Raw genomic sequence first — 17,255 nt, 5'->3', positions numbered from 1 at the left:
GGCTATGCCAATTAGGTTTCTCTATGCTTATTTTTAATGAAAATAGTGGATAATTTGAAGGTATACTATACCATTTTGTTATATATTAGTGTATTTTGCGTCAATATTGGTACAAATGATCATTTAATATAGGAAATAACAGTGTGACAGTCTCTAGTGTGTCTCTAAGTAACCTTGCGCAAATTATTTATCCCGATAGCCAAGCTGAAAAATACTCACCATTATGGCGTTATCGCGTTAAGTTTATACTTCGTGCAATCTATTATCGTAAAGCTTTCCAGCATATCACTTCTGAAATTGACTCTTCTCTGCTAGAAACTTTATGCCAGCGTAATTCTCGCTTTTTAGAAAAGCCATTTCGCCCTTATGTTATTTACGGCACCAGCGGCATTGAGCGTGCAAAATTTGTTGCACAGCATTTTAATTTTGTGTCTCAATTACCGACCAATATTAGCGACGCTATTTATAAAGATAGTAACGGATTCACATTATTTGACTTTACTGTCGGTGATATTAATTACTGTTTTAAATTGGCTTTTTACTCTCGTTATCAAAAAGAGGGTGATATGAGCCTTACACTCTTTAATGATATTGATGAAAATTTTTATACGCTTACATTTTCTATTCGTAACGTGGAAGGGAAGCGCCAATTAGTGATTGGTGGATTACAAGGCCCTGCGAGTAGCCCTGAAAATAATCAAAAAATAAAATTACTGACGAAAGCATTATTCGGCCAACGACCAAAAGATCTAATGATTAAAATGATCACATTAATTGCTAATGTTTGGCGGGTCGATACGCTGCTAGCGATTAAGAATAGTGCTCATACTTATTCTGCCAAGCGTTATGCTACTGGTAAAATTAAAATGGATTATGATAAACATTGGATTGCGTTAGGTGGCACTGAGTTTGATGAGCATTTATACCAGTTAACACTTGATGATATTCGTCGAGATCCTGAAGATATTTCACGCCCTAAACGGGCAATGTATCGTCGACGTTATGAATGGTTAGATAACACTAAATTGCTGCTTGAGCAAAAGTTAAAATAATAACTATATTATTGACAAAATTTGTACACTATTACTTAAATAACACAGGTTATGGTTATAATAGTGTACAGGCACCTATTATGGCTCTCTTAATACAGAGAGCTTAACAAAGACTAAAACTGATGAATCAATAATACTTTTTAGCGTAACTTAAAATATAATAAAAGAATATTCATCTCATATTGATTATATTTCTCTATCATTTTGCCATTAATCAGTGGCTTACTGCTACCTTTTATATTGTTCAGGTTATTGAATTGATCGCAGGTTTTACTAACCTAACGCTAATGGCTTTAAATATTCGTGATAGTAGAAAAAGATAGAAAAAGATAGGACACCCATAAATTTCATCCATAGATCACGGATAGCCTTGTTCCTCGATTTTCGATATGACGGATATTGGGCTAAGTGAATGCTAGCGAGGGCGATAGGGTATCTACTTAGAGCGCGCTGAAATATCAAAGAGTAAGATATGGATGTCCAATGTTATTGCTGAACTATGATTGTAGTATTTTATATTTTCATAATTTAATTATCATAAAAAATAATGACTAACTTGCTTTAAAAATAATGTTAAATAGTATTTACAATAGCTGATTTTCCCAAGTAAATAAGCCCATCTTAGACATAAAAATGCCATTATAATATTTACAATACAGGTAACTTACATTTTAAATTATTTTTTTTGATCTGCTTAGTTGTAAAAAATATCTCTTACATGCTATTAAAAGCTAGCCATTAGATTAGTGATATTCATCACCTTATTATTATTTCTACTCGATTATTATCATGTTAATTAATTGATAAATTAAAGTATGTTCATATTAATATTAATTGGAGCAATCATGAGTATTATGGTAGGAGCACAAAGTAAAAGACTCAAAGAAAATAATGATATAAACCGATATGTATTTGTTGCTTGTATTATAGCAGCATTAGCTGGATTATTATTTGGACTTGATATCGGGGTTATTTCAGGAGCTTTACCTTTTATTAGTAAAGCATTTGGTTTGGCAACACAGAGCCAAGAATGGGTTGTGAGCTCAATGATGTTTGGTGCCGCTATAGGTGCGATTGGGTCTGGCCCGGTGTCATTAAATATTGGACGTAAATATACTTTACTTATTGGTTCATTGTTGTTTATTGCTGGATCGCTTGGTTGCGCAATGGCCTATAATACTGAAATGTTGATTATTTTTCGCGTATTGTTAGGTCTTGCTGTTGGCGTTGCCTCTTTTACTGCTCCTTTATATCTTTCAGAAATTGCGCCGCAGCGTTTACGTGGTAGTCTCATTTCGATGTACCAGTTGATGATCACCATTGGTATTGTAATTGCTTTTCTTTCTGACACTGCGTTTAGTTTTTCAGGGCAATGGCGTTGGATGTTGGGTGTTATTACTGTGCCTGCTTTTATTTTATTTATTGGGGTGATGATGCTACCTGAGAGTCCGCGCTGGTTGGCTCTTAAAAAGAAAGATGTTGAAGCACACAGGATCTTAGAATTATTGCGTGGTAACAGTAAAGAGGCCAAACAAGAATTAAACGCCATTCGTAAGAGTTTAAAGATAAAACAAGGTGGTTGGAGTCTATTTAAATCTAATCCAAATTGTCGCCGTGTGGTTTACTTAGGTATTGCTTTGCAAGTAATGCAACAGTTTACTGGTATGAATGTAGTAATGTATTACGCACCTAAAATATTTAAAATTGCAGGTTTTGCAAGTACTGAGCAGCAAATGTGGGGCACTGTTATTGTTGGACTCGTTAATGTGTTTGCAACCTTTATTGCGATTGGTTTAGTCGATAAGTGGGGTCGTAAGCCTGTATTGAAAGTTGGTTTTGCTGTGATGGCTTCGGCAATGGCTATATTGGGCTACTTCTTACATGCTGGAATATCAACATCATTTGAACAATACAGTGCAGCGTTTGTTTTATTAGTCTTTATTGTTGGTTTTGCGATGAGTGCAGGTCCTTTAATTTGGGTTTTATGCTCAGAGATTCAACCACTAAAAGCGCGTGATTTTGGTATTACGGTCAGCACTGCAACAAACTGGATTGCAAATATGATTGTGGGTGCAACATTCCTCTCTTTCTTGCAGATATTAGGGAACGCTAACACTTTCTGGTTATATGCCGGCTTAAATTTAATATTTTTAATTGTTACTTTTTTTGTTATTCCTGAAACAAAAGGAGTGAGTTTGGAGCAGATCGAATCTAACCTGATGGCAGGTAAGCCATTATCAAAGTTAGGCTGCTAAATAATACCTGATCTGTGTGGTCTACTGCATCTAAGTAGGCCACTACACTTCTGTCTGTTTATCCCTCTGCCATTCCCCAAAAGATAGCCATCATAGTTAGTAGCTAAAAGACCAAAAGATAGAAAAAGATAGGACACCCATAAATTTCATTCAATGGCAGTTCTGTGTTTACATCAAGTCTAACCCCGTCATTCCCTACAGTGAATACGCGCAAGGGTGATAGGGAATCTACTTAGAGTGCTGAAATATCAAAGAGTAAGATATGGCTGTCCCATGTTCTACTATGTTGCTACTGCTGAACGTTATTGTGCTCGTTAATTGATACTTATTCATATTAAGTTAAGTTGGTTCTGTTATTCTCAATCACCAGAAGTGTTTATCTCCCCTTGCTACTATTACACATCATTAAGACTGAGTCGTTATCATGAGGGATATCACCATTACTTTTAATGAGGTGGATATGATGAAGGTGACCCAATCGGCATCGCAAATAAAATGGTTACCATGGATAGCAGGTATAGCCTTTTTTATGCAGACTTTAGATGCCACAATTATAAATACTGCCATTCCATCATTGGCTGTAAGTTTACATCAATCGCCACTTAATATGCAGTTAACAATTATTAGCTACACGTTGACGGTCGCAATACTTATTCCTGTCAGTGGTTGGTTAGCTGATAAATTTGGCACTCGAGTTATATTTCTATGGGCTGTAGGGTTATTTACTCTCGGTTCATTAGCATGCAGTTTATCAACAACGCTCTCACAACTAGTCATCGCGCGTGTATTGCAAGGGATTGGTGGAGCAATGATGGTCCCAGTCGCTAGATTAGCATTACTGCGTTGCTATCCGAGAAAAGATTTTGTTCGTGTATTAAATTTGGCAACAATGCCAGGCTTAGTTGGACCCGTTGTTGGACCTTTATTAGGCGGTTTATTAGTAACTTACGCGAGTTGGCACTGGATTTTTTTGATTAATATACCCGTTGGTATTATAGGCTTATGGATAACTAAGCGTTATATGCCTAATCTTACCTCAACAACTTCCCATTTCGACTTTTTAGGCTTTATATTATTTGGCTTTAGCTTAATTTTTATTTTAGGTGGAATTGAATTATTTGGAAATCAAGCGGTATCTATTTTATTTCCAATATTAACCTTACTGGTCGGTGTGTTATTATTAATTGGTTATGGTTGGCATGCATTTAATAACGAAAAGGCATTAATTCCTTTATCTTTATTTAAAACTCGTACATTTAAAATTGGTATTCGCGGTAATATTTTATCGCGTTTAGGTACAGGTGCTATTCCTTACCTGGTGCCACTGATGTTACAGGTAGGAATGGGAATGTCTGCATTCTATGCTGGGTGCATGATGGTACCGTTAGCTCTTGGTGCTTTATTTGGAAAATCTTTCGTTGAGAAAGTGCTGCATCGGTTTGGTTATAGATGCACATTAATGTTAGCCACAGTCATTATTGGTGTCATAACGGCAGCATTTGGACTGGTTTCTAATCAGTTATCGATATGGTTTGCGGTACCGTTGTTGTTTGGCCTCGGCATAGTGCGTGCAACGCAATTTACGTCAATGAATACTATTACTTTAGCTGATTTAAATGATCAAAATGCCAGTGCGGGTAATAGTGCATTAGCGGTAACACAATTGTTAGCAATTAGTCTCGGTCTTGCTGTTTGTTCTTGTATATTAAAGCTATTTAATTCATACGGCTATGGTGACTCAATTGCCCATTTCCATCAGACTTTTATATCTATTGGCTTAATAACCATTTTCTCTGCATTAACTTTTCTATCGTTAAAAAAAGGGGATGGTGATAATTTAATAAGTAAATGATGCGTCATCACTTCCATAGATTGCTGTAAAAAAAGATAGGACACCCATAATTTTTATTCAAGGGCTGTTTTGTTATTACATCAAGCCTAACCCCGTCATTTCCTACAGTAAAGGCTTGCGAGGGCGATAGGGGATCGACTTAGAGCGCGCTGAAATATCAAAGAGTAAGATATGGGTGTCCAATGTTTTCCGCTGAAATAAAAGATTTAAAAAAAGACACCCCAAAAAAACGGCCACCCAAAGGTAGCCGTTAATATTATAAGTCGCAATAATCAGTCTTAACGAAGATCATCAGCAACAGCAAGCACTGCTGCTAGGGTGTCGTGACCAAAGCCAATACTACGCTCTGGAGACCAGCCGTATAGGCTATCTGGTTGATTGTTATGATCTTTAAATGGCATTTCAACAGTGTAAGACAAGCAGTTAAATTGCTCGCCAACCCAGTTTGAAGCTACAGTTAGGTTCGCTTCGCCTGCTTATCTTTGCCGTAGCCGTGTTCATCTTGGAATTCTGGCGTTACGGTTAATAGCGCTTGTTTGAATTTATTTTCAAGATTTTCAAGGCGCGCATCGTATGATGGAATGCCTTCAGAACCAGCAACGAAGTTAAATGGAAGAAGTTAGCGCTAAAAAATAAAATCGATTACAAACAATTACTTAGGTTTTTAATCAATGACTTGCATTGTTTTAAAATACGACTTTTTGCGATATTAGGCGACGTTTAATGATGTTCGTCGCCATTCTGTCGCCATTTTTTATAGGCTAAATAGGGGGTTTTTGGTGAGTGCTTCTGATAGGTGATCTGGTGAGAAGTGAGCATAACGCATGGTCATTGTAATATCAGAATGACCTAAGATTTCTTTCAACACCAATATATTGCCGCCATTCATCATGAAGTGACTTGCGAATGAATGGCGTAATACATGTGATGCTTGTCCTGATGGTAAATCAAAGTCCATTGTTTTAAGTAGATTCCAAAAAGAATTATAACATGGCGAAAATAAAGCCCCAGACGTTGGTTGATATATTTCGTCATACAGTTCTTTACTGATAGGTACTGATCTATTCTTGCCACTTTTTGTTTTAGTAAAAGTCACTTTGTATTTACTTAGTTGACTACCTTTCAGTTGGGCCGCTTCATTCCAACGTGCTCCCGTAGATAGGCATAGTTTAACGACCTTAATAATGTCAGGGTTCTGCCTAGTGGCTAGGCTGTCTAATAGGATCGTAATTTGTTCTTTGGTAAGGAAAGCCATTACATTATCTTTTTTACGAAACGGTTTCATATCTTTAAGCGGGTTAGGGGAGTGCCATTCGCCTAGTTCTATGAGTTTATTAAAGACAGAGCGAAGATAGGCTAAATCTAGATTACATGTAGCAATACTTGCCGTTCCTCTATTCCATTTATCTTCAACAAATGAAATCTCACCCGATAAGCGTTTTTTTCTAAAATCTGAAAAGTGTTTACTTGTTAAGCGAGAGGCTATTGGGTCATTCATCGCCTCAGCAATAAGCATTAATAAACTATAAATTTTTTCACCATTAGAAAGTGTCATGCCATGAGCAAGTTTCCAATATTTAATAAGATCGGTTAAGCGTCGATTATCTTCTTTTTGACCAAGCCAAGGTTTATCTTCAACTTCCCGCATAGTAAAACGCTCAAAAGCGATAGCTTCACCTTTGGTAGAGAAGCGTTTTCTAATGCGTTTGCCTTCTCGACCTTGCGGGTAACACTCGCAAAGCCATGGGTTCTTGCTGTTGTCTTTTAGATTCCGGGTCGCCATAACAAAACCAACAATACTGTTTTTATATACAGTATTATTTTTTAGGGAAAAAGCAATGTTTGTTTATGATGAATTAAACATAGATGATTTAATTCTTATCTAACGAATTCAACTAAATAGACCAAGTAATTGAAGATGTATCTAATGATTTTTAGATGTAAAAAGTCGCCATTATGATATTGGTGACTTTTTGAGTTCGGTTTAGCGGAGGTTACGATCAATTCTAATATAAAAAACTATTTAATTTTTTCTCTATAATGCTCTGTAATATATGTATATGGATCACTTGAGTATCTTTTTTCCCAATAGTCGTCGTTAGTGAGATCTAAAATGGTTCTAGCTACACCGCTTAGCCCCCAGCCAGTGTAATCTTCGCCATAGGCCTCAACTTCTTTGCGTTCTTCATTTTCCATTGCATCTAAAACTGATATACACCTTTTAATACGTTGTTCAAAGTCAGTAAGACTTCCTGAATATTCACGAATTTCAGACAAGATCGAAGCCATATCAGATTCTCTCATCTTCCTATTAGAGAAATATTTATTCATTAAAGCTAAAAAACTGTCTGCATTTATACTAACACTTTCATTAACAACAACAGTATTTTGGTAGTTAACTTTCATGTTTTTGATATCATCAAATTGCTCATCTGCGAGTTCAATCAAAGCACTAAGACGATTCAGTTTTCTTTTTAACTCTTTTGGAACATCATCATTCTTTTTATAGAGTAGCTTATGACTAATAGCTGCCCATGCATGCATTAAGATTGTTCTGACTTGGATTTCAATTTTTAATTCATCCAAACCTCGGTAATTAGGAGCCTTTAACCACTCCTCTTTTAATTTAACAATATAATGATTTGATGTGTAACCAAATCTATCATCATCTAATTCCTCGGACTTATTGGAAGATGAGATGATATCGAATTGCTCTTTGATTATATTATCAATAGCAGCAATATCTTCGTTGTAATAGCAAATAACTCTTACGCCAGCTATGTCTTCAATTTGTTTAAAAGGTTCGTCATAACATTTTCTAACTACTTTATCTATGAATGACTTTTCTTCTTTTACTCGTTTTTCCACATCAAAAGATGATATTTTTTCCTCGATAAGAAATTGAATTAACGCTTGCTCCACATTGATTGCAAGTCGTTCGTATTTGGGTTTTATCTCTCTAAATTGCTGAGCTAAAACTGACATCTTGAGGTAACTCCATAATTGTAATATGACAACTTAAAATAAGCTGTAAGTAATAATAACACTTGCAAATTATTTACATAATTAGGGATAGTAACGTTTTATTAAGCTATTTTATATTAACGTCTTATCCCTTATTACTGATTTTTTATAAGATATCTAAATTCTTTGTATCGATTTTTGTTTTGTATGCTGTTCTTATGATTTGATGCAAAGTTATCATCTGAAATTGATATTGTAATCCGAATAATGCCAACTGAATTAAATTTATTATCTATTATAGATGTTGGTGGGTATTTTTTCTGATATTTAAGGAAGGCATCATATCCGTGGTCGATAACTTTATCTAATCTTTCTATTGTATTATATCCAGAATTATGTAATTGCTGTAATAATTCAGATATAGACTCTGAGTTTTCTGATTGTCGACTATCCTTAAATTTAATTTTCATATATTCATTTAATAAATCAAAATCTAAATATGTGTTATTTTTATTGTTTTTTATTAATGACTTATCATATTTGTCAATATTATCTTTCTTTAATTTATATACATTTTCAAAATTGGAATCTGCAAGATAAAACAAAGCACTTAATGCATTAAAATCTTTTCTAATATCTAAAGGGACATCAATCTCTGTTTTATATGATAAATGATGAGAGATATTAGCCCATGCATCCATTGATACAGTTCTGACTTGAATTTCAAATTTTATTTTTTTAATTCTGTCATAACGAAAACCATTAACATTATCTTTGAATGTAGAAATTATATGATAGGATTGATATCCAAAAGTTGAGTCTGTTGTTGCTTTTATTTTATCGTCAAAAATTATCACATTAAAGATGTTGTTTATAATATCCACAATATCCATAATGTCAGATCTAAATAAACAAACTATTCTTACTCCAACAATATCAACTATTTCAGATAATGAAGTAGCTTCCTTTCTTATCATCTTTTCTTCTAATGAATTCCACTCTTTTACTCTTCCTGAAATAGAATGTATTTTTATATCATTATTATTGAACGTGTTATCAAGAGTATATATTATCTCTGATTTTAAACTTTCATAATCACGAGATAGTACTTCATATTCTTCTCTGATATTCTTCATTATATATTTGTTAACTCTATGTTAAATTTAATGGTACGTTTATGATTCGTAATTATATCAATTAAAGGGGGGAGTAGTTTGATACGTGTGTTACTAAATGTTACTAAATTAATTATTCTTATTTTTAGAACAAGAATTCTAAAATTATAATTAATCTTTTCGTAATCTCGAATATCTATTTATTATATGACTAATTAGATTAATAAAGTTTTTTGTTACTGGATATTAACGGTGATGCATATTTTATTTTCAATGGCTTATGGTTGTGGGAAAATCGGTCTGTTTATTTTTAGTTACACTAATTTAGAAACTTAACCTTATGAATCAACAAGAAAATAATGTTCCTACGTTTTCATTCTTAAGAGAACAAATTGACAGCAGTATAAGTACATTAAAACCAAAAGTGGAAAAGCACAAAAGTAAAGCTCAATGGGTTAATGGCGCATCAATTGTACTTGGGGCATTGATCACATTAACGCTGGGGTTAAAAATTACTGGCTATGAAGGTGTTCAGCAAAATATAGCACTTGCATTAGGAGCACTTTTAACAATTGTTAGCGGTTGGATTGCGGTATTTGATCACAAGAAACTATGGGTACGACAAAAATCCACTTTGTTAGATCTTTATCATTTAAAAAATCATCTGAATTACTGTATTTCATCTGAGCGAACAAGCGAGGAATTTGCAGCAGAAATATTCGAAAAATATCAAGATATTTGGGAAAGAGATAGTAATGAATGGCGGAGTATCATTTATAAACCTCAGTTAACCAAACAAGTAAATATACCAAATAAGTAATGAAGGTTAAGATAAATGCATTTGTTAGATCTCAATATAAGCAAGATTGCTATACATCAAATTTTTCAACGCGATCTTGATGGTAATAAAATACCACCCTTAAAAAGTAATGAATTAATTAATTTTGACACAATAGCATTGGAAACATTTAAGCAACGTGTAATCTATGCATTAGGATCGCAGTCTAAAGCCGTTAATATGGTTATTGTTAATCAAGGTAGTAATGATGTTGCAACAATTATTCAGAAATTATGTAATGCCAATGACGATGATTTTTTAAATTTATCGTATGATATTGCAGATAAGCTAGCTGATTCTCAGAAGAGAAAGCAATTGCAGGGGGGAATTGTTGTTGTATTTAAAGGTATTTTTGGAGATGTTGATAATCGAAATACAATTATAGGTATAATGAAAGCCGATATTCATAGTGCTTATGCTAAAACTAAAAATGAATCGACCAATGAAATTTCATTAGAATATGTAGAAGAAGCGTTGTTAACACCTTCGACAAAATTATTCAAGACAGCAGGTTTTGCATATACTGGAAATCATATTGATGAAGATTCTGATGAACTTAATCTCAATAATTCTTGGGAGGTATACATTTCTGATTCTCAGATAAGTCAGACTGACGGCAAAGCTGCGGCACAGTATTTTTATGCGAATTTTCTTGGTTGTGGTTACCCAGAAACAAGTGCAAGGCAGACTAAGGATTTTTATAATTATACTTGTAGTTTTATTGATAAATTAGAAATTAGCGCAGAAGATAAGAACGACTTACGTAATTCTTTAGTTTCCTATTTAAAAGTAGAAAATAGTGAAATAGTAAGCGCGATTGAATTTTCTGATAGATATTTTTCAGTTGCAAATCGTGACCTATATGTTGAATATCTTGAACTTAGAGAGTTACCTGTTACTGCATTTACTAAAGATATAGAACATATTACAAGTCATCTTAAAATGCGTAGGTTATCCTTTAGTAAGAACATAAAAATAATTGCTCCTTCTGATTTATTTCAACAATTAGTACAAATTAAAACTATTGAAAGAAATGAAGCTGGTGATGCTGTAAAATGGACTAATATTTTAATTAAAGATCAGATTGTTAATCAGGGATGAACAAAGAAACCTTTTTGGATAAGTGGCTCAATGAAAAGTCTATGTATGAAGCATGGGGCAAGTTTGTCACATCAACTATTATTGAGCAACTTTCATCTAAAGGTTATGATTTATCGTCATATTTGAAGCAACCGGCAGTCCCTCGAGTTAAAGAAGCTGATTCATTGATAGATAAGGCTTTTTATCGAGAAGGGAAAAGTTACACTGATCCGTATAATGATATTGAAGATAAGGTTGGTATTAGGTTTGTTGTCCTTTTACTCGAACATATTGATGAAATAATCCATATTATTACGTCTTGTGGTGATTGGGATCACAAGGAATGTCGTCATTTTGAAAGGGAAAGGATTAAAGCACCTCTTCTTTTTACTTATCAGTCAGTTCATTATGTTGTTAGGGCATCAAGAGACATATCCATTGATGATATTTTAATAACAAAGGACACTCCATGTGAAATTCAAGTAAGAACTCTTCTTCAGCATGCTTATGCTGAGCTTACTCATGATTCTATATATAAAGCTAAGAAGCGCGTAGAACCACAGGTTCACAGAACCGTTGCTAAAAGTATGGCTTTAATCGAAACAACAGATGAGTTTTTCTCCAATGTACATCAAATCTTAAATATGGGGAATATTGAAGAGTTTAATATACAAAAAAATCTTGATTCATTATATGAAGATATTATTGGTATTAAGCCTATGGTTATGCAAAAGTCGGGATTAGTAGTACTTGCTGAATTTGAAGACTTAATTGATTCACAGCTTGTAAATACAATGCAAACTTTCTTTAAGTCTAATTCATATGTGTTAGATATGATTAAATTAAAATCCTTAACTGATCCTTTATATAGGCAAAGTATTTCCTTATTTATTGGGTGGTTAATTGTCCGTAGGAGAAGTCGATTAATTAATGATTGGCCGCTTGATGTGAATATTATTAATGAATTCTCTTGTTTACTGGGTGTATCATTAGACAATTAATAATATATTATTATAGTGATACCTTTAATATAAATTACTAAAAATTAGATATGATTTTTATACTTATGAGTTAGCCATTATTGGCTAACTCATTTTTTATCGCTATTCTTTATCTATTACTATCACAATACGACCAATCACTCTAATATCTTCTTGTGCTATTTCAACTGAAGAGTCCCCAAAACTTATTGCAAGTTTTCTTCCGGGTAAACGCTGAAGATGGTTAATTAATAGTGAACCATCTATATCTATTAAGTATCGACCTGATGTTGGGTTAGTCTCAAGTGTATTCACAAAATAGAGATTATGATCTTGCTCTACAACAGTTGTTGTTGATTCTTCCAAGTCATATTTTTCTAACGTAATTAAATCTAAAGAAATATGACCTTTAGTTTCTAAGCTCCCATTTGATATTTTTTCTATAGGGAGTGTACTTATTGAAGAATCTTCTGTTTTCTCAAATGCTTCACCCTGATCAAGCATGAGCCACTTTAATGAGCATCCCGTAGCTAAATGTGTGCGTAATACGACTTCATAAGGAGTTATATTACGTGTATGCCATGTTGAGATTGTTGAACGTGGGATATCAAATACTTCAGCAAGATCTTGAAACTCAGAGACATTAGCTAATACTTTTAATTTTTGGGTTATTAAACGACCGCCATCATAAGGAAACTGAGTTATTTTTCTTATTGGTTCATCTTTAATTAATTCTGAAGTTGAAGTGCTGTCTATATTTAAATCAGGGCATGTACCTGAGAGTATCTGTTCTTTATCAAACGGTTCTCCCTCACCTAAAGCTAAATATCTTAAAAAAAGACAGGACACTCATAATTTTCACCCAATGGTTGTTCTGTATTTACGATAAAATTAAACATACCTCACTGGCGTCTTTAAGGCTCAATCATGCGTTGAGTAGATCACGGATAGCCTTGTTCCTCGACTTTCAGATGACGGATATTGGGCGAGTAAATACTCGAGCTGGCGAGAGCGAATCTACTTATAGTGCGCTGAAATAAAAGATTTAAAAAAGACACTCAAAAAAACGGCCACCCAAAGGTAGCCGTTAATATTATAAGTCGCAATAATCAGTCTTAACGAAGATCATCAGTAACAGCAAGTACTGCTGCTAGGGTGTCGTGTCCAAAGCCAATACTACGCTCAGGAGACCAGCCGTATAGGCTATCTGGCTGATTGTTATGATCTTTAAATGGCATTTCAACAGTGTAAGACAAGCAGTTAAATTGCTCGCCAACCCAGTTTGATGCCACAGTTAGGTTCGCTTCGCCTGGCTTATCTTTGCCGTAGCCGTGCTCGTCTTGGAATTCAGGCGTAACGGTTAATAGCGCTTGTTTGAATTTATTTTCAAGATTTTCAAGGCGCGCATCGTATGATGGAATACCTTCAGAACCCGCAACGAAGTTAAATGGAATTGCCTCATCGCCGTGAATATCAAGGAACATATCTACGCCTGTTGCTAGCATTTTCTCGCGTACGTAGAATACTTCAGGGCTATTTTCCAATGATGGAGTTTGCCACTCGCGGTTAAGGTTTACACCGATTGCATTTAAGCGTAGGTGACCACGTGCGCTGCCGTCTGGGTTCATGTTTGGTACTACATAGAAGACGGCTTTGTTTAGCAGGGCACGACCAACAGTGTCGGTTTCATCTAATAAGCGTTGTACTAAGCCTTCAACAAACCATTCTGCCATGGTTTCACCTGGGTGCTGACGTGCAATAACCCAGATCTTTTTCTTTGGTGCTTGTTCGGTTTCAGCGTCTTGCTCATCACCAATCACCAATAGGCTAACATCACGGTTATCTAATGTATGACCGAGTGTTTCTAGGCGACAGTTGTAATGACTTTGTGCAAGATGCAATAGATCTTGATGACGATCGTAGCTGTACGGTGCAAAGTAAGCAAAGTACATTGATTCATTTTCAGGGATCACGTTAAACGTTAATGTGTCGCCATCAAACTCTGAAGGAATACGGAACCACTCTTCACGATCGTAAGAAGCCACAACATCATAGCCATTCCAACCTTCAGGGTAGGCTGAGTTAGCAAGATCTAATAACTTAATGGTGTGTGGCTGCTGAGCTTCTGACTCTAAACGAAAGTGAAACCATTGATGTAATTCAGATTGGTTATCGTTAGGAATACTAAGTTGAATGTCGTCTTTGCTTTCTGCTTTAACTACATTGATGCTACCGCTTTCAAAGTTACTGAAAATTTTCATGGTCTTTACTCGTTATCGTTATAAGTATTAATTTAGGCTATCACAAACGATGGCTATCGATAATGATTTTTGTTCATCAAAATAAGGTTTCATTGTTAGTTTAAGTGATGACGCTACAATAAAAATGCATACTTTTTATTAAAACAATGATTAAAGCACATTAATGTGACTAACTTGGCTTTTATAGTGATAAGTTATGCACTAAAGCCATAGGCGCTGCGTTTATGTGGCTGGTTATCTTAAAAGGGGTATGGTATTTGTATCAATCTATCCAGAGTAAACATTGGTGTGGTTACACTTCTAAATGAAAGCCTTACATCTCAACATTATTAAGTACATGCGTCTATTTCATGTATTACGTATTATTAGCGCCTGTATTATTGCTTTTTCTATCGATATATTTTTTAAGATCCCCTACGCAACTTGGGCACCGATCACGATCATCGTGGTGATGTCAGCTAAGTATTCTGGTGAAGTATCAGATAAAGCCAGTCAGCGAATCTTGGGAACGACAATCGGAGCTATTCTCGGTTTATCGCTGTATTTTTTCCCAAGTGATAATGTCTATTGGCACTATGGATTATTAGTGGCAATGCTGAGTGTGTCACTTTACTTTACGCTTGGTAAATATTCATACAGCGCTATTTTAACTTCTGTCACTTTAGTATTAGTTGCCGGTAGTGGCCCGGGGGATTTACATATTGCATTATGGCGTACTACCAATGTGCTGTGGGGTGGGTTAGTCGCAATTATCGCGAGCCAATATTTATTTCCAGCCAAAGCCACTGATCATTTTAAATTAGCCTGTGGTGATTTTTTACGTTTATTTCATCAAAACTATTCTGAGCATAATGCGTTGGTCAACAGTGATGATGCTTATCGTGAAGTTCAGCTAGTAAAATTGCGTCAAACACTGAATAAGATCACGGCATTAGAGTCGAGTATTGGTCATGAGACACCAAAGATGAAGCTATCAGTCAAAAAGGCGATTGCTTGTCAGGTAAGAATGTTTAATTTGCTGGAGAATATCGTTCAAACTCAGTGGCGACATCAATATAGCAAAGAAAAAGTGCAGGAAATACGGGCATTATCAAAAGCTAAAGAGCAATTATCTCTAATGTGTGAATTATTGGGGGAGGACTTATTGGATTCAGAAAAACCACTGATGGTACTCAATAAAAACCAGTTAGAGATCTTAGCCCTGTATCCGAAATTATCAGCAAGTGTTGATAGCCGTACTGATATTAGTTACTACGGCTATTTGTGGCTTAATCGAGAATTGGCACGTCAGGTAGCTGAGCTTTCTGAATGGTTGTGCCAATTTGAAACGATTAAAAATGATCTACTTTAACGTCAGCTGTTATTTCATTGCCGAATAATAAGCCGCAATATCTGCCAGATCTTGTGAATTAAGGTTCTGTAATTGTCCTTTCATCATCGTTGCCATCGGGCCTGTTCGAGTACCGTTGGTATAGGCAAGCATCGCGTCATACAGATATTGCTGCTGTTGACCGGCAAGGTTTGGGTAGCTTGGTTGTGATGCGATGCCATTACTGCCATGACAAAAACGGCAACTTGGTGTTTTGAGCTCACCCTTAGTGGCATCACCTTTAGGCATGGCATTAGCGTGACTACTGATGCCAATCGTGAGCACAATAGCGGTGGTTAGAAGGCGAGAAATATTTAATAGCGTCATGATGAATAGTCCATTATAGATGTAGATATATGATCGTATAGTAAAGCCATACGATAACTAATCAATGACTTGATGTTGGTTTTTGTGTGAATAATGTAACAACAAATGTCGTAGGCAATGACATTATTGCTATATAACTTGTAGTCGTTATTAGCTATCAGGTGTATTTCTAATACGAACGAAGCGAGCAAAACGAGGAATTCCTCGATCGGTATAGCCGTTATAACGATATTGAATGGTCGAGCCAATAGCAGGGGGAGACTGCCGCTGTTGATCATTAAAACCTGAGCCTATTTTAAAGGTGTCATTGGTTGATGTTTTGACCCACACCGCCCCCATCATACCTTGGTATTTCCCATTACCTTCTTCATAGCCAATAATGATCGCTTCGGCGTCTTGGTGGTTTTTGAGCTTTAATAAATGTTCAGTGCGACCAGCTGTGTAATTATTTGATTTATGGTGCAGCATTAGCCCTTCGCCGTCATGACTGCTCACAATATCTAACCATTGCATTAAGATTGCCAAATTATCGAGAGATTTATGCTCAACCCATTGCAGGTGTTTGATTGGGCGATGATTATGATCCCGCTGTTGGTCAATCAATGCTTGCAATTGACGGTAGCGTTGTTCAAAAGGGGCTGTGTTATGCGGCAGATCAAACACCATGTAATTAACCCGCTGCCACGCCTCATGGTTGGGGCTACTATCAAGCACAGTGCGTGTTAATGCTTGAAATTGACCGCGTTCAATCCACAGTTCACCATCAAGCGGTATTGACGGGAAATTAGCATAAAACCAATTAGGCGCATGGATGATATTGCCTGTTTTTGTCAGCAACTGGTTACCATTCCAATAAGCACGAATACCATCCAGTTTTTCACTGACTAAATAATCCGCAATAGTAAAATTGTCGTGGATTTGAGCATCATCACTGTAATGGACAGCATTAAGTTGATCACTGGGTAAGCTTTTAGCCAACATCAATGACACCTGCTCTGCAGTAACAGGAAAGCTGAGTGAAAGGCTAACCAAAGCGGCAATTGAGGTTAATCGTTTTCCAATGCATTGAAAATTATGCACATTGTAATGATTGTTACAGAGTTGGAATGGTAATGATGTCATGCTATCGATCCCTCGTGAACATTAAGACATAACAGTAAAT

The 17,255-nt window shown here is 35.4% G+C and carries 14 protein-coding genes and 1 pseudogene; 7 read left to right on the top strand and 8 right to left on the bottom strand.

All coding sequences use genetic code 11. From position 1 onward, the window contains the following. The first annotated feature begins 143 nt into the window (after window positions 1–143). The 3 genes from G6R09_RS03150 (at window position 144) to mdtD (ending at window position 5,159) form a co-directional block, all read left to right on the top strand. Window positions 144–1,052 (top strand): DUF535 family protein, encoded by a 909-nt coding sequence (locus tag G6R09_RS03150; protein ID WP_163920461.1) that lies wholly within the window; start codon window positions 144–146, stop codon window positions 1,050–1,052. Between the two features lie 845 nt (window positions 1,053–1,897). Next, a complete protein-coding gene (locus G6R09_RS03145; protein WP_240345694.1) occupies window positions 1,898–3,307 on the top strand; it encodes a sugar porter family MFS transporter in 1,410 nt (469 codons plus the stop codon). Window positions 3,308–3,767: 460 nt separating this feature from the next. After that, the gene (gene mdtD / locus G6R09_RS03140; RefSeq protein ID WP_373423682.1) at window positions 3,768–5,159 is read left to right on the top strand and encodes a multidrug transporter subunit MdtD; all 1,392 of its coding nucleotides are present in this window, start codon (window positions 3,768–3,770) and stop codon (window positions 5,157–5,159) included. Window positions 5,160–5,437: 278 nt separating this feature from the next. Here the strand turns inward: mdtD and G6R09_RS03135 are convergent. From G6R09_RS03135 to G6R09_RS03120, 4 genes and pseudogenes are all read right to left on the bottom strand, one after another. Next, window positions 5,438–5,775 (bottom strand): annotated as a pseudogene (locus tag G6R09_RS03135) (hypothetical protein); the annotation flags it as partial. 138 nt (window positions 5,776–5,913) lie between these two features. Further along, window positions 5,914–6,942, bottom strand: coding sequence for a tyrosine-type recombinase/integrase (locus G6R09_RS03130; RefSeq protein ID WP_163920459.1), 1,029 nt, complete (start codon window positions 6,940–6,942; stop codon window positions 5,914–5,916). 236 nt (window positions 6,943–7,178) lie between these two features. Beyond that, window positions 7,179–8,144 (bottom strand): GTP pyrophosphokinase family protein, encoded by a 966-nt coding sequence (locus G6R09_RS03125; RefSeq protein WP_163920457.1) that lies wholly within the window; start codon window positions 8,142–8,144, stop codon window positions 7,179–7,181. Window positions 8,145–8,278: 134 nt separating this feature from the next. Next, window positions 8,279–9,259 carry a GTP pyrophosphokinase family protein gene (locus G6R09_RS03120; RefSeq protein WP_163920455.1) on the bottom strand — a complete coding sequence of 327 codons (981 nt, stop codon included), beginning with the start codon at window positions 9,257–9,259 and terminating at the stop codon, window positions 8,279–8,281. Between the two features lie 319 nt (window positions 9,260–9,578). Between G6R09_RS03120 and G6R09_RS03115 the strand changes: the two genes are divergently transcribed. Genes G6R09_RS03115 through G6R09_RS03105 form a run of 3 tightly spaced genes read left to right on the top strand, consistent with a single transcriptional unit; the run spans window position 9,579 to window position 12,157 of the window. After that, window positions 9,579–10,058 (top strand): SLATT domain-containing protein, encoded by a 480-nt coding sequence (locus tag G6R09_RS03115; RefSeq protein ID WP_163920453.1) that lies wholly within the window; start codon window positions 9,579–9,581, stop codon window positions 10,056–10,058. 15 nt (window positions 10,059–10,073) lie between these two features. Continuing rightward, complete coding sequence (locus tag G6R09_RS03110) at window positions 10,074–11,177, top strand: nucleoid-associated protein (protein ID WP_163920451.1); 1,104 nt, start codon at window positions 10,074–10,076, stop codon at window positions 11,175–11,177. Next, entirely contained in the window at window positions 11,174–12,157 is a 984-nt protein-coding gene (locus tag G6R09_RS03105; protein ID WP_163920449.1) for a GTP pyrophosphokinase family protein, read from the top strand. The genes G6R09_RS03110 and G6R09_RS03105 overlap by 4 nt, the downstream gene beginning before the upstream one ends. Window positions 12,158–12,259: 102 nt before the next feature. Here the strand turns inward: G6R09_RS03105 and G6R09_RS03100 are convergent, their stop codons facing one another. Continuing rightward, a complete protein-coding gene (locus G6R09_RS03100; protein WP_163920447.1) occupies window positions 12,260–12,985 on the bottom strand; it encodes a helix-turn-helix domain-containing protein in 726 nt (241 codons plus the stop codon). Window positions 12,986–13,251: 266 nt separating this feature from the next. Then, window positions 13,252–14,397, bottom strand: coding sequence for a M14-type cytosolic carboxypeptidase (locus G6R09_RS03095; RefSeq protein ID WP_087844596.1), 1,146 nt, complete (start codon window positions 14,395–14,397; stop codon window positions 13,252–13,254). 304 nt (window positions 14,398–14,701) lie between these two features. On the opposite strand from G6R09_RS03095, the gene G6R09_RS03090 reads away from it, so the two are divergent. Further along, window positions 14,702–15,748 (top strand): FUSC family protein, encoded by a 1,047-nt coding sequence (locus G6R09_RS03090; RefSeq protein ID WP_163920445.1) that lies wholly within the window; start codon window positions 14,702–14,704, stop codon window positions 15,746–15,748. 9 nt (window positions 15,749–15,757) lie between these two features. On the opposite strand, the gene G6R09_RS03085 is transcribed toward G6R09_RS03090, so the two are convergent. Both G6R09_RS03085 and G6R09_RS03080 read right to left on the bottom strand, forming a co-directional pair. Further along, on the bottom strand, window positions 15,758–16,093 hold the full coding sequence (locus tag G6R09_RS03085; RefSeq protein WP_065166742.1) for a cytochrome c: 336 nt from the start codon (window positions 16,091–16,093) through the stop codon (window positions 15,758–15,760). 150 nt (window positions 16,094–16,243) lie between these two features. Further along, window positions 16,244–17,215: a DNA ligase gene (locus tag G6R09_RS03080; RefSeq protein WP_205522972.1), complete on the bottom strand. Its 972-nt coding sequence runs from the start codon at window positions 17,213–17,215 to the stop codon at window positions 16,244–16,246. Between the last annotated feature and the right edge of the window lie 40 nt (window positions 17,216–17,255).

Source organism: Photobacterium sp. Alg240-V54 (genome assembly GCF_900537155.1).
Classification (GTDB): domain Bacteria; phylum Pseudomonadota; class Gammaproteobacteria; order Enterobacterales; family Vibrionaceae; genus Photobacterium.
This window is presented reverse-complemented; position numbering and strand designations above follow the sequence as displayed.

Bases quoted from the DNA above. Each gene is read 5' to 3' on its own strand.
- G6R09_RS03080 (WP_205522972.1), bottom strand. From the start codon at position 17,215: ATGACATCATTACCATTCCAACTCTGTAACAATCATTACAATGTGCAT.
- G6R09_RS03130 (WP_163920459.1), bottom strand. From the start codon at position 6,942: ATGGCGACCCGGAATCTAAAAGACAACAGCAAGAACCCATGGCTTTGC.
- G6R09_RS03105 (WP_163920449.1), top strand. From the start codon at position 11,174: ATGAACAAAGAAACCTTTTTGGATAAGTGGCTCAATGAAAAGTCTATG.
- G6R09_RS03095 (WP_087844596.1), bottom strand. From the start codon at position 14,397: ATGAAAATTTTCAGTAACTTTGAAAGCGGTAGCATCAATGTAGTTAAA.
- G6R09_RS03085 (WP_065166742.1), bottom strand. From the start codon at position 16,093: ATGACGCTATTAAATATTTCTCGCCTTCTAACCACCGCTATTGTGCTC.
- G6R09_RS03120 (WP_163920455.1), bottom strand. From the start codon at position 9,259: ATGAAGAATATCAGAGAAGAATATGAAGTACTATCTCGTGATTATGAA.
- G6R09_RS03090 (WP_163920445.1), top strand. From the start codon at position 14,702: ATGAAAGCCTTACATCTCAACATTATTAAGTACATGCGTCTATTTCAT.
- mdtD (WP_373423682.1), top strand. From the start codon at position 3,768: ATGATGAAGGTGACCCAATCGGCATCGCAAATAAAATGGTTACCATGG.
- G6R09_RS03125 (WP_163920457.1), bottom strand. From the start codon at position 8,144: ATGTCAGTTTTAGCTCAGCAATTTAGAGAGATAAAACCCAAATACGAA.
- G6R09_RS03110 (WP_163920451.1), top strand. From the start codon at position 10,074: ATGCATTTGTTAGATCTCAATATAAGCAAGATTGCTATACATCAAATT.
- G6R09_RS03145 (WP_240345694.1), top strand. From the start codon at position 1,898: ATGAGTATTATGGTAGGAGCACAAAGTAAAAGACTCAAAGAAAATAAT.
- G6R09_RS03115 (WP_163920453.1), top strand. From the start codon at position 9,579: ATGAATCAACAAGAAAATAATGTTCCTACGTTTTCATTCTTAAGAGAA.